Source organism: Variovorax ginsengisoli (assembly GCF_030811835.1).
GTDB lineage: Bacteria > Pseudomonadota > Gammaproteobacteria > Burkholderiales > Burkholderiaceae_C > Variovorax > Variovorax ginsengisoli_C.
Genome location: NZ_JAUSRO010000013.1, coordinates 22483 through 34226 on the forward strand (window position 1 = coordinate 22483; position 11744 = coordinate 34226).

At 67.6% G+C, this 11744-nt stretch carries 12 protein-coding genes; 8 read left to right on the forward strand and 4 right to left on the reverse strand.

All coding sequences use genetic code 11. The features are described 5' to 3' along the window. Window positions 1–37: 37 nt before the first annotated feature. The 4 genes from J2W36_RS19130 to J2W36_RS19145 are packed head-to-tail and all read right to left on the reverse strand — an operon-like array spanning window position 38 to window position 4333. Window positions 38–1099, reverse strand: a complete 1062-nt coding sequence (locus J2W36_RS19130) for a malate/lactate/ureidoglycolate dehydrogenase (protein WP_307691355.1) — start codon at window positions 1097–1099, stop codon at window positions 38–40. A 2-nt stretch (window positions 1100–1101) separates the two neighbouring features. Then, on the reverse strand, window positions 1102–2037 hold the full coding sequence (locus J2W36_RS19135; RefSeq protein ID WP_307691356.1) for an SMP-30/gluconolactonase/LRE family protein: 936 nt from the start codon (window positions 2035–2037) through the stop codon (window positions 1102–1104). 3 nt (window positions 2038–2040) lie between these two features. After that, window positions 2041–3567 (reverse strand): UxaA family hydrolase, encoded by a 1527-nt coding sequence (locus tag J2W36_RS19140; protein ID WP_307691497.1) that lies wholly within the window; start codon window positions 3565–3567, stop codon window positions 2041–2043. 31 nt (window positions 3568–3598) lie between these two features. After that, window positions 3599–4333 (reverse strand): FadR/GntR family transcriptional regulator, encoded by a 735-nt coding sequence (locus J2W36_RS19145; RefSeq protein WP_307691357.1) that lies wholly within the window; start codon window positions 4331–4333, stop codon window positions 3599–3601. Window positions 4334–4511: 178 nt separating this feature from the next. On the opposite strand from J2W36_RS19145, the gene J2W36_RS19150 reads away from it, so the two are divergent. The 8 genes from J2W36_RS19150 (at window position 4512) to J2W36_RS19185 (ending at window position 11742) form a co-directional block, all read left to right on the forward strand. Then, entirely contained in the window at window positions 4512–5246 is a 735-nt protein-coding gene (locus tag J2W36_RS19150) for an SDR family oxidoreductase (protein ID WP_307691358.1), read from the forward strand. Window positions 5247–5313: 67 nt separating this feature from the next. After that, the gene (locus J2W36_RS19155) at window positions 5314–6162 is read left to right on the forward strand and encodes a fumarylacetoacetate hydrolase family protein (protein WP_307691359.1); all 849 of its coding nucleotides are present in this window, start codon (window positions 5314–5316) and stop codon (window positions 6160–6162) included. A 194-nt stretch (window positions 6163–6356) separates the two neighbouring features. Further along, complete coding sequence (locus J2W36_RS19160) at window positions 6357–7154, forward strand: GntR family transcriptional regulator (protein WP_307691360.1); 798 nt, start codon at window positions 6357–6359, stop codon at window positions 7152–7154. 34 nt (window positions 7155–7188) lie between these two features. Next, entirely contained in the window at window positions 7189–8391 is a 1203-nt protein-coding gene (locus tag J2W36_RS19165) for an ABC transporter substrate-binding protein (RefSeq protein ID WP_307691361.1), read from the forward strand. A 19-nt stretch (window positions 8392–8410) separates the two neighbouring features. Beyond that, complete coding sequence (locus J2W36_RS19170; protein ID WP_307691362.1) at window positions 8411–9283, forward strand: branched-chain amino acid ABC transporter permease; 873 nt, start codon at window positions 8411–8413, stop codon at window positions 9281–9283. After that, window positions 9280–10281, forward strand: coding sequence for a branched-chain amino acid ABC transporter permease (locus J2W36_RS19175; protein ID WP_307691363.1), 1002 nt, complete (start codon window positions 9280–9282; stop codon window positions 10279–10281). Before J2W36_RS19170 ends, J2W36_RS19175 begins: the two co-directional genes overlap by 4 nt. After that, window positions 10274–11035: an ABC transporter ATP-binding protein gene (locus tag J2W36_RS19180; RefSeq protein WP_307691364.1), complete on the forward strand. Its 762-nt coding sequence runs from the start codon at window positions 10274–10276 to the stop codon at window positions 11033–11035. The genes J2W36_RS19175 and J2W36_RS19180 overlap by 8 nt, the downstream gene beginning before the upstream one ends. Continuing rightward, window positions 11032–11742, forward strand: a complete 711-nt coding sequence (locus J2W36_RS19185) for an ABC transporter ATP-binding protein (protein WP_307691365.1) — start codon at window positions 11032–11034, stop codon at window positions 11740–11742. The genes J2W36_RS19180 and J2W36_RS19185 overlap by 4 nt, the downstream gene beginning before the upstream one ends. Window positions 11743–11744 lie beyond the last annotated feature (2 nt).

Below are 11744 nucleotides of genomic sequence, written 5' to 3' on the forward strand. Positions count from 1 at the left end.
GCAGCGGCGACCGCTCGCCGCCCCACGGTTATCACGGTTACGGGCTGACCGCCACGCCCACCCGGCGCCCCGCCTCGACGATCTCGCCCCAGGTCGCATCGTCGACCTCCACGCCATCGCGCTCGCGAGCCACGCGCGCCGCGCGTTCGGGCTCGCCGGCGATCTGTACCGCATCGAAGCCTTCGCCCGGCGGGCTCTGGCGCAGCCAGTCGACGAACTCGCCCGCTTCCTTTTCGAAGCTCGCCTGCGTGCCCAGCTTGGCCGGGTCGATCAGCACGGTCAGCATGCCGTTGAACACCGAGCGTGACATGTCTGCCTGCCGGTGCCAGGTGCCGCCACCCGAGAGCGCACCGCCGAGCAGTTCGCAGGCCACGGCCATGCCGTAGCCCTTGTGCTCGCCAAAGGTCATCAGCGCGCCGAACAGCCCATTGGGCTGGGGCACCACCACCACGCCCGGGTCGTCCGTCGGGCGACCCTGTTCGTCGATCAGGTGGCCGGGCGCGACGCGCTGGCCTTTGTTGTGGGCCACGCGCATCTTGCCCTGCGCCACGCGGCTGGTCGCGAAGTCGAGCACGAAGGGCGCCGCGCCCGCCAGCGGCACGCCAATGCAGCACGGGTTGGTGCCAAACCGCCCGTCGCCGCCGCCCCATGCGGCCACGACCGGGCGCGAGAGCACGTTGACGAAGTGCATGGACACCAACCCTTGGGCCGTTGCCATCTCCGCGAAGTGGCCGATGCGCCCCAGGTGGTGCGCGTGCGCCAGCGTGAAGATGCAGCTGCCATGGGCCTGGGCGCGTGCAATGCCGAGCGCCATCGCCTGCACGCCGACGATCTGGCCGTAGCCGCCCTGGCCGTCGAGCGCGAGCAGCGTGCCGATGTCGGCGGTGATGCGCACCGACGTGTTGGGGCGCAGGCCACCCTCGGTGACCGCATCGACGTAGCGCGGGACCATGCCCACGCCGTGCGAGTCGTGGCCGCTGAGGTTGGCGAGCACCAGGTTGGCCGCCACCTGCGCGGCTTCGGCCGACGCGCTGCCCGCAGCTTCGAGAATGCGGGCAACCGACGTGCGCAATGCATCGGCGGGGAGGGTGAGGGACATGGTCAGACTCCTTGGGCGTTCAGGGTGATGGCGTAGAGCGAACTCGTCGCACAGATGAAGAGGCGGTTGCGCTTGGGGCCGCCGAAGCAGACATTGGCCACGCGCTCGGGAATGAGGATCTTGCCGAGCAGCGTGCCATCCGGGTCGTAGGCATGCACGCCGTCGCGCGCGCTCGTCCACAGGCGGCCCTGGGTGTCGAGCCGGAAGCCGTCGAACAGGCCGTTCGTGCATTCGGCAAACACCGGGCCTTCACCCTGCAGACCGCGACCGTCCGCGGCGACCTCGAAGCGCCGGATGTGCCGGGGGCCGTCGGGCGCATGGCTCGCGCCGGTGTCGGCGATGTACAGCTGCGATTCGTCGACCGAGAAGGCCAGCCCGTTGGGTTTGACGAAGTCGTCGGCCACACGCTCGACCGCACCGCTGGCCGGGTCGATGCGATAGACGTGGCAGGCGCCGATTTCGCTGTCGGCGCGCAGGCCTTCGTAGTCCGACAGGATGCCGTAGCTCGGGTCGGTGAACCACACGCCGCCGTCGCTGTGCACCACCACGTCGTTGGGCGAATTCAGGCGCAGGCCCTGCCAGTGCGAGGCCAGCACGGTGACCGTGCCATCGTGCTCGGTGCGCGTCACGCGCCGCGTGAGGTGCTCGCAGCTCACGAGCCGGCCCTGGCGGTCGACCGTGTTGCCATTGGTGTTGTGCGCCGGCTCCCGAAACACGCCGACCGTGCCGTTGCGCTCATCCAGGCGCAGCATGCGGTCGTTCGGGATGTCAGACCACACCAGCGTCCGGTGGGCCGCAAACCAGGCGGGGCCTTCGCACCATCGCGCGCCCGTCCACAGGCGCTCGACGCGTTCGGGGCCGGGAATGCAGGATGAAAAACGCGGATCGATGCGCTCGAAGCCGGTGCCGGGCAGGGTGCCGAAAGGTTCTGCGGCCATGGCTTACATCACCGCGCCGACCTGCCAGGGCACGAACTCGCTCTGGCCGTAGCCATGCTGTTCGCTCTTGGAGGGCGCGCCCGAGGCAGTGGCCAGCATCAGGTAGAAGATGCGCTCGCCCATGGCCTGGATCGTCGACTGTCCATCGACGATCTCGCCGCAATTGATGTCCATGTCTTCCTCCTGGCGCCGCCAGAGCGCCGAGTTGGTGGCCAGCTTGAGCGACGGCGAAGGCGCACAGCCATATGCCGAGCCGCGGCCGGTGGTAAAGCAGATCATGTTCGCGCCACCCGCGACCTGGCCGGTGGCGCTCACCGGGTCATAGCCGGGGGTGTCCATGAAAACGAAGCCGTGGGCGGTCACGGGTTCGGCATACTCGTACACCGCCTCCAGGTTGCTGGTGCCGCCCTTGGCGACCGCGCCCAGCGATTTTTCGAGGATGGTCGTGAGCCCGCCGGCCTTGTTGCCGGGCGACGGGTTGTTGTTCATCTCGCCGTCGTTGATCTGCGTGTAGCGCTCCCACCAGTGGATGCGTGCGACCAGCTTCTCGCCCACGTCGCGGCGCACTGCGCGGCGCGTGAGCAGGTGCTCCGCTCCGTAGATCTCCGGCGTTTCCGACAGGATGGCCGTGCCGCCGTGCGCCACCAGCAGGTCGACCGCCACGCCCAGCGCCGGGTTGGCGCTGATGCCTGAATAGCCGTCGGAGCCGCCACACTGCAGGCCGATGCAAAGGTGCGCTGCGCTGCAGGGTTCGCGGGTCACGGCGTTGGCACGCGGCAGCATCTCTTCAATCAGCGCCACGCCCTTGGCCACTGTCTTGCGCGTACCGCCGGTGTCCTGAATGTTGAAGGTGCGGAAGTTCTCGCCTTCGGCCAGATGACCGGTCGCCAGCCACGCGTTGATCTGGTTCACCTCGCAGCCCAGGCCGACCACCAGCACGGCGGCAAAATTGGCATGCGTCGCGTAGCCCGTGAGCGTGCGCGCGAGGATCTGCATGCCGATGCCGTCGGTGTCCATGCCGCAGCCCGTGCCGTGCGTGAGCGCGACCACGCCATCGACGTTCGGGTAGGCGGCAAGGGCGTCGGGGTTGGTGCGACGGGAGAAGTGATCGGCAATGGCGCGTGCCGCAGTGGCCGAGCAGTTCACGCTGGTCAGCACGCCGATGTAGTTGCGCGTGGCCACGCGGCCATCGGCGCGCCGGATGCCCATGAAGCTGGCTTCGCGCGGTGCGGGCGCCGGCTTGACGTCGGCACCGAAGGCGTAGTCGCGTGCGAAGTCGCCCTTGGCCGTCCCCATGTCGAGGTTCTGCGTGTGCACGTGCTCGCCGGGCGCGATGGGCCGGCTCGCAAAGCCGATGATCTGGTTGTAGCGGCGCACCGGCTCGCCCGTGGCGATGGCGCGCATCGCGATCTTGTGGCCCGCCGGTACCAGGCCGCGCACGGTGACGTGTTCGACCAGGGTGCCGCCGACGAGTTGGCTGCGCGCGATGACGACGTCATCGGCGGGATGGAGGCGTATGAAGGGGTTCATCATCGTGGCTTTGTTGAGGCGGACGTAGCGTTCATTTCCTTGCGCGGCGCCAGCTCACGCTGAAGCGCTGGTGCGCCTTTTCCATATGGGCATGCATGGCCTGGCGGGCAGCCGACGCATCGCGCGCGACCACCGCGTCGTACACCGCCTCGTGCTCTGCGATGGCCGCGCGCCACGAAGGCACTGTCTCGAAGTACCCGCCCAGGCGCGTGAACACCGGACCGCGCCGCGAATCCCAGAACCGCTCGACCGTCTCGGTCAGCACGGTGTTGCCGCCGGCCTCGACGATGGCGACGTGAAAGGCCCGGTCGCCGTCCAGCGGCATGAGCGCACGGTCTGCCATTTCGCGCATGCTTGCAATGGCTGCAGCCATGGCATCGAAATGGCGGCGCTTGCCTTGCAGCGCAGCGATCGCAGCGGTTTCGCCTTCGATCACGCGGCGCGCGCGGATGAGTTCCAGCGGTCCCCATTCGGCCGCATCGAGGGCTGCTGGCGCTGCAGGCGCCGCGTTCGCCGACGCCTTGGCCTGCGCCGGTCGGCCCAGCACATACACGCCCGAGCCGGTGCGAACCTCCACCCAGCCCTCGACTTCCATCGCGATCAGCGCCTCGCGCACCGACGGGCGGCTCACGCCAAGCTGCTGGGCCAGGTCGCGTTCTGCCGGCAGGCGGTCGCCAGCGGCGAACTCGCCTTGGGCGATCAGGGTGCGCAACTGGCCGGCAATCTGCCGGTAGAGGCGCTGGGGTTCGACGGTTTGCAGGGGCACGACGCAGGCAGCGGGACGCAGAGGATCGGGTGAAGGGCGTTAAGGGTTGTCCTGAATTGGACAGGTGGTAAGACCAATCCAGAATACGTCCAGCACGGCGCACCAACCATCGGGCGTAACCCTGAAACCATCGGGTCCCGCCCCGAAACGCCGGCGCATCCATCAACGAGGAGGCAGGATGAGACTCAAGGGCAAGACCGTGCTGGTGACCGCTGCGGGGCAGGGCATCGGGCATGCCAGCGTGCTGGCGCTGGCGGCAGAGGGCGCGCAGGTGTGGGCGACCGACGTCAACGAAGCGCTGCTCGCGCGCTACGAGGGCGTGGCGAACGTCAAGGCCGCGCGGCTCGATGTGCTCGATGCCGCTGCCATCGCCGCTTTCATGCAACAGGCACCGACTTTCGACGTGCTGTTCAACTGTGCGGGCGTGGTGCACAACGGCACCGTGCTCGATGCCACCGACGACGACCTTGATTTCGCCTTTCGCCTCAACGTGCGCGCGCAGTTCTGGATGATCCGTGGCGTGCTGCCCGGCATGCTCGCTGCGGGCCGCGGCAGCATCATCAACATGGCCAGCGTGTGTTCGAGCATGAAGGGCCTGCCCAACCGCTTCGTCTACGGGACCACCAAGGCTGCCGTGCTGGGCTTGACCAAGAGCGTGGCGGCCGACTACGTGGCGCAGGGCATCCGCTGCAATGCGGTGTGCCCGGGTACGGTTGATACGCCTTCGCTGGGCGATCGCATCAATGCGAATGCCGACCCCGAGGCCGCACGCCGCGCCTTCGTCGCACGCCAGCCCATGGGCCGGCTGGCGCAGGCGGCCGAGATCGCGCCGGTGGTGGTGTTTCTTGCCAGCGACGAGTCGGTCTTTGCCACCGGCCAGGCCTTTACCGTGGACGGCGGCATCACCATCTGAGCCGCTGCGGCGCCATCGGTTAGCCTGCCGACTTCTGCATTCGTTAGACGTGTACTGAAAGGAAACAATGAAACTCGTCCGCTACGGCAACCCCGGCAAGGAAAAGCCGGGTCTCATCGACGACAACGGCCAGCTGCGTGACCTGAGCGGCGTGCTCAAGGACATCGGCCCCGAGCAGCTCGGCGATGCCGCGCTCGCCAAGCTGCGCAAGCTGAAGACCGACAAGCTGCCGCTGGTGCGCGGCAAGCCGCGCTACGGCAGCCCGGTGGCCAACGTCGGCAAGTTCATTGCCATCGGCCTGAACTACGCCGACCATGCCGCGGAGTCGGGTGCGCCGATCCCCAAGGAGCCGATCGTCTTCATGAAGGCCACGAGCTGCATCCAGGGCCCGAACGACCCGGTGATGCTGCCCAAGGGTTCGGTCAAGACCGACTGGGAAGTCGAGCTCGGCGTGGTCATCGGTACGCGCGCACGCTACGTGTCCCAGAAGGACGCACTGAATTTCGTGGCCGGCTACTGCACGATCAATGACGTGAGCGAACGCGAGTACCAGACCGAGCGCGGCGGCACCTGGGACAAGGGCAAGGGTTGCGACACCTTCGGCCCGATCGGCCCCTGGCTGGTCACGCGCGACGAGGTGCCCAACCCGCAGAAGCTCGCCATGTGGCTCGACCTCAACGGCAAGCGCGTGCAGACCGGCAGCACCAAGACCATGATCTTCAGCGTGGCCAAGCTGGTGAGCTACGTGAGCCAGTTCATGACGCTGATGCCCGGCGACGTGATCACCACCGGCACGCCGCCCGGCGTGGGCCTGGGCATGAAGCCACCGCTGTACCTGAAGAAGGGCGACGTGATGACGCTGGGCATCGACGGCCTGGGTGACCAGCGCCAGGAAGTGGTTCCCTTCAAGCTCTGAGCGCGACGCGGGGACGTCCGTCGGCCCCGGTTTGGTGCAGGAACACCGCGGAACCGGCTTTGCCGGGCCGCTGGTGTTGCCCCCGGCGAGGGGGTTGGCGGCCACACGAAGTGTGGCAAGCCTGGGGTGCACCAAAACCAAATGTCTCATTGACAGAACATTAGAAGTGGCAAAACATCGAGCGCATGTCGCAGATGCCTTTGCCCAAATACCACCAGATCTATCTGGTGCTGCGTGAGCAGCTCGACGAAGGGCGCTTTGCCGTCGAAGGGTTGCCCGGCGAGCTCGCGCTGATGGCTCAGTTCGGCGTGGCCCGCGTCACCGTGCGCCGTGCGCTGGAGCGGCTTTCCGCCGAAGGCCTGATCTCGCGCACGCCCGGGCGCCGCACGCGGCCGGTGCCGCCGATGGCGGCCAACGACGCGCGCAACGGGAGCGCCAACGGTGAAGGCATGGCGCGTGCCAACCTGCGCGGCCTGCTGGAAAACCTGGTAACGATGGGCCTGCACACGTCGGTCAAGGTGATCGACGTGGCCACCATCACGGCCAGCACGCAGGTGGCCGAGGCGCTGCAGTTGCAGCTGGGCGATCCGGTGCAGAAGGCGGTGCGCGTGCGTTCCACGCGCGAAGGCCCGCTGTCGCACATCACGACCTACGTGCCCGCCGAGATCGCGCGCCGCTTCGGCCGCCGCGAACTCGCGAAAAAGCCGATCCTGGTGCTGCTGGAAGAGTCGGGCGTGAAGGTCGGCCGCGCGCACCAGACCATTTCGGCACGCCTGGCCGACAACGTGCTGGCCGAGCACCTCGACATTTCGGTGGGTTCCGCGCTGCTTGCGGTGCGCCGCCTCATCTACGACGACGCCGATCGGCCGGTGCAGTGGCTGCACGGCTTCTACCGGCCCGACCGCTACACCTACGAGATGCAACTGTCCCGCGTGGGCGGCATCGACGCCAAGGTGTGGGTCAGCGACGACCTCTCCGCCCAGTTCAATTAGCGCCCCAGCCCCACCGCTCGCAAAGGAAAGTCCCATGCAAAACCGTCGCCGCTTCGTTTCGCAATCCGCCGCCATCGCTTCGGCCATCGCCTTTCCGCTCGTCTCGGGCGCACAGCCCAAGACGGTGAAGGTCGGGGTGTTGCATCCGGTCACGGGCGCGCTCGCCTATTCGGGCCAGCAATGCCGGCTCGGCGCGCAACTGGCCATCGAGGACATCAACAAGGCCGGCGGCATCAAGTCGCTCGGTGGCGCGCAGCTCGAAGCGGTGCTGGGCGACGCGCAGTCGCAGCCGCAGGCCGGCGCGGCGGAAGTCGAGAAGATGAACGAGGCCGGGGTGTCGGCCATCGTCGGCGCCTTTGCTTCGGCCATCTGCCTGGCGACCACGCAGGCTGCGGCCAAGTACAACCTGCCCCACGTGGTGGACGTCGGCGTGGCCGACCAGATCGTCGAGCGCGGGCTGAAGAACACCTTTCGCTTCGGTCCGGGCTACAAGAAGTCGACCGAGGTCGCGATGGCCAACCTGCTGGTGCTCAACAAGGCGGCGGGCAGTCCGGCCAAGACGGTGATGATCATCCACGAGGAGTCGCTCTTCGGCGCAGGCACCGCGGCGCTGCTGTCGCGCGAGCTGCCGGGCTACGGCTTCGATGTGAAGGAAGTCGTCAAGCACGCCAACCCGACGCGCGACTTCAACAACATCGTGCTGCGCATGAAGTCGATCAACCCCGACATCGTGATCCCGGCCAACTACTACAACGAGTACGCCCTGCTGGTGCGCACCATGCAGCAGCAGAAGGTGCAGCCCAAGGCGATCTTCTCGGTGCTCGGCGGCGCAGCGTCGAGCTACAAGTTCGTCAAGGAATTTCCGGATGCGGCCAACGGCATCATCGATTGCAACCATTGGTTCAACCCGAAGGACAAGCGTGCGCAGGACCTGCGCAAGCGGGTGGAGGCCAAGGGCCAGTTCTTCAGCTACGAGGTCTTCATGACCTACACCGCGATGACGGTGCTGGCCGATGCGATCGAGCGCGCGAAATCGACCGACCGCGCTGCCATCATCGATGCACTGGAGAAGAGCACCTTCGCCGATCACATCATGCCGTACGGCCCGACGAAGTTCGTCGCCGGCCAGAACCAGGGCGCTCAGCCGCTGATGACGCAGGTGGTGAAGAACGACATCAAGGTCATCATTCCGCGCGACTACCGCGAAGTGGAACCGCTCTTCCCGCTGAAGGCCTGAGCCGCAAACGCGACGCCGGATGTTCGACTTCAGCATTCTCTTTCCCTCGCTGCTCAACGGCCTGACGACCGGTGCGGTGTACGCGCTGATCGCGCTGGGCCTCACGCTGATCTACGGCGTGCTGCACATCATCAACTTCGCGCACGGTGCCTGCCTGATGGCCGCGCTGTACGCGGTCTACTTCCTCAAGGAGCGCCTGGGCGTCGACCCGTACGTGGCGCTGCCGCTGGTGATGGCAGGGATGTTCGCCTTCGGCTACGGGTTGCAGCGGGTGGTGATCAACCGCGCGGGCCACGGCAAGGACGAGAACATCCTGCTGGCCACGCTGGGCATCTCGATCGTGCTGGAGAACCTGGCGCTGCTGTTCTTCAAGTCGGACACGCGCAGCATCGACACGGCCTATTCGCTGAGCACGGTCGCCATCGGCCCCGCGATGATTGCGGTGCCCAAGCTGGTGGCCTTCGTGGGTGCGCTGGTGGTGTCGGGCCTGTTGTTCTGGATCATGGGGCGCACCGACCTGGGCCGCGCCATCCGTGCGGTGGCCAAGGAGAAAGAGGGCGCCAAGCTCATGGGCATCGACGTCGATCACGTCTATGCGATGAGCTTCGGTATCGGCCTGGCCTGCCTGGGCGCTGCCGCCTGCTTTTTGCTGCCGGCCTATTACGTGAACCCGCAGGTGGGCGGCGGCTTCGTGCTGGTGGCCTTCACCATCGTCGTGCTCGGCGGCATGGGCAGCTTCGTCGGCGCGCTGGTCGGCGGCTTCCTGGTCGGCGTGGTCGAGTCGATCGGTGGCCTGGTGCTGGGCGAATCGCTCGGGCAGATCGGCATCTTCGTGATCTTCATTGCCGTGGTGCTGTTCCGCCCGCAAGGCATGTTCGGAGCCAAGGCATGAGCGCCACGACATCTTCCGGCGGGCGACAGCTCGCGGGCATCGCGCTGTTCGCGGTGGCGGTGGCCTGCGTGCCGCTCGTGACCACGTCCGGCGTGGCGCTGAACTTCGTCATGATGGCGCTGTACGCCACGCTGATCGCGCAGGCGTGGAACATCCTGGGCGGCTTCGGCGGACAGTTCTCCTTCGGCCATGCGCTGTTCTTTGGTACCGGTGCGTACATCCAGGCGATCGCGCAATTGCAGGGTGGCATCAATCCGTGGGTCGCGCTGCCGCTGGCGGTCGCGGGTGCGGCGGCGGTGGGCCTGTTCGTGGGCGCGCTGAGCTTTCGCTACGGCCTCAAGGGCTCGTACTTCGCGCTGGTCACGCTGGCCTTCGCCGAGGTGTTCAGGATCATGGCGGTCTCGGTGTCCTTCACCGGCGGCGGCGTCGGCCTGATGGTGCCGCTGCGCGAGTCGGCGGCCAACATGCAGTTCGCGTCGCGCGGCGGCTATCTCTGGCTGGTGCTGGCTTTCGTGGTGGCGGCGTTGCTCGTGACCTGGTGGCTGCGCAACGGACGCTTCGGCGCTTACCTGCAGGCGGTGCGCGACAACGAGGACGCGGCGCGCGCCGTCGGCGTGAATCCATTTCGCATCAAGCTCGCGGCCATCGGGCTGTCGGCCGCCTTCATGGGCGCGGCGGGCGCGTTCTACGTGCAGGTGTTCCAGTACATCGACCCGTCGATTGCCTATGGCTCGGTCACCTCGGTCGAGGCGCTGGTTGCGGCCATCGTCGGCGGCATGGGCACGCTGTGGGGGCCGGTGCTCGGCGCGGTCGTGCTGCATGTGCTGTCCGACCTCACGCGCAACCTGTTCGGCGAGCTGCCGGGCATCAACATGGTGATCTACGGCGTGGTGCTGGTGCTGATCGTCATCTTCCTGCCGCGCGGCATTGCCGGCATCGGCCAGTCGGTGCGGCAGCTCTGGTCGGCGCAGGGCACGAAGGGAAAGAACCATGAATGACGCATTGCTCGCCCTGAGCGGCGTGTCGCGTGCCTTCGGCGGCCTGAAGGCCGTGCAGAACGTGAGTCTGTCGGTGCGCGAAGGTAGCCTGAGTGCGCTGATCGGCCCCAACGGCGCTGGCAAGACCACGATGTTCGCGCTGATGTCCGGCTTCCTCAAGCCCGACAGCGGCACCGTGCGTTTCGCGGGCGAGGACATCACCGGCCACGAGCCGCACCGCAATGCGCTGCGCGGCATGACGCGCACCTTCCAGATCGTGAAGCCCTTTGCGGCGCAGACGGTGCGCGAGAACATCGCCGTGGGCGTGCACCTGCATGAGCGCCGTCGTGGCGCTGCCCTCGCGCGTGCCGAGGCCGTGGCCGCGCAGGTCGGCCTGGCACCGCAACTCGACAAACCCGCGTCGGACCTGACCGTGGCCGGCCGCAAGCGCCTGGAACTGGCGCGCGCGCTCGCCACCCGGCCGCGCCTGCTGCTGCTCGACGAAGTGCTGGCCGGCCTCAATCCGCAGGAGATCGCCGAGATGATGCCGGTGGTGCGCGGCATCGCCGACAGCGGCGTGACGGTGCTCATGATCGAGCACGTCATGCAGGCCGTGATGCACCTGGCCGAACACGTCTGGGTGCTGGCGCAGGGCCAGCTGATCGCCGAGGGCAGTCCGTCGGTGGTCACGTCCGACGACCGCGTGGTCGAGGCCTACCTCGGCCATGGTACGGCGGCGCGCTTGCGCAAGGCCGCTGCGGGAGCCGCCGCATGAGCGCGCTGCTGGAAATCAACGGGCTGCGCGGCGGCTATGGCCGGGTCGAGGTGCTGCGCGGCGTCGACCTGCAGGTGAACGCCGCCGAGATGGTGGCGCTGCTCGGCAGCAACGGCGCCGGCAAGTCCACGCTCAACAAGGTGGTGTGCGGACTGGTGCCGGCCTGGGGCGGTAGCGTGCGCTTCGATGGCCACGACCTGAGCGGTGCGCACTACCGCGCCGTGGTGCAGGCCGGCCTGATCCAGGTGCCCGAAGGCCGCAAGGTGTTTCCGAACCTCAGCGTGCTGGAGAACCTCGAGCTCGGCTCCTTCACCCGGGCGCGCGAGCGCCGCACGTCGAACCTGGAGAAGGTGTTCGGTATCTTCCCGCGCCTGAAGGAACGCCTGGCGCAGAACGCCGGCACCATGAGCGGTGGCGAGCAGCAGATGCTGGCGATCGGCCGAGGGCTCATGGCCGAGCCGGTGCTGCTGATCCTCGACGAGCCTTCGCTCGGCCTGTCGCCGTTGCTGGTCGAGGAGATGTTCGCGCTCATCCGGCGCCTGCGCGACGAGGGCCTCGCGGTGCTGCTGGTCGAGCAGAACGTGGGTCAGTCGCTGGAGATCGCCGACCGGGCCTACGTGCTGGAGAACGGCAGCGTGCGCTTTTCCGGCCTGCCGCAGGAACTGCTGGGCAGCGACGCATTGCGCCGCGCCTACCTCGGACTGTGAGC

What these genes read in the sequence shown, in the direction of transcription:
- J2W36_RS19165 (WP_307691361.1), top strand. Translation starts at nt 7,189, where the DNA reads ATGCAAAACCGTCGCCGCTTCGTTTCGCAATCCGCCGCCATCGCTTCG.
- J2W36_RS19130 (WP_307691355.1), bottom strand. Translation starts at nt 1,099, where the DNA reads ATGTCCCTCACCCTCCCCGCCGATGCATTGCGCACGTCGGTTGCCCGC.
- J2W36_RS19155 (WP_307691359.1), top strand. Translation starts at nt 5,314, where the DNA reads ATGAAACTCGTCCGCTACGGCAACCCCGGCAAGGAAAAGCCGGGTCTC.
- J2W36_RS19160 (WP_307691360.1), top strand. Translation starts at nt 6,357, where the DNA reads ATGCCTTTGCCCAAATACCACCAGATCTATCTGGTGCTGCGTGAGCAG.
- J2W36_RS19175 (WP_307691363.1), top strand. Translation starts at nt 9,280, where the DNA reads ATGAGCGCCACGACATCTTCCGGCGGGCGACAGCTCGCGGGCATCGCG.
- J2W36_RS19170 (WP_307691362.1), top strand. Translation starts at nt 8,411, where the DNA reads ATGTTCGACTTCAGCATTCTCTTTCCCTCGCTGCTCAACGGCCTGACG.
- J2W36_RS19180 (WP_307691364.1), top strand. Translation starts at nt 10,274, where the DNA reads ATGAATGACGCATTGCTCGCCCTGAGCGGCGTGTCGCGTGCCTTCGGC.
- J2W36_RS19140 (WP_307691497.1), bottom strand. Translation starts at nt 3,567, where the DNA reads ATGAACCCCTTCATACGCCTCCATCCCGCCGATGACGTCGTCATCGCG.
- J2W36_RS19150 (WP_307691358.1), top strand. Translation starts at nt 4,512, where the DNA reads ATGAGACTCAAGGGCAAGACCGTGCTGGTGACCGCTGCGGGGCAGGGC.
- J2W36_RS19135 (WP_307691356.1), bottom strand. Translation starts at nt 2,037, where the DNA reads ATGGCCGCAGAACCTTTCGGCACCCTGCCCGGCACCGGCTTCGAGCGC.
- J2W36_RS19185 (WP_307691365.1), top strand. Translation starts at nt 11,032, where the DNA reads ATGAGCGCGCTGCTGGAAATCAACGGGCTGCGCGGCGGCTATGGCCGG.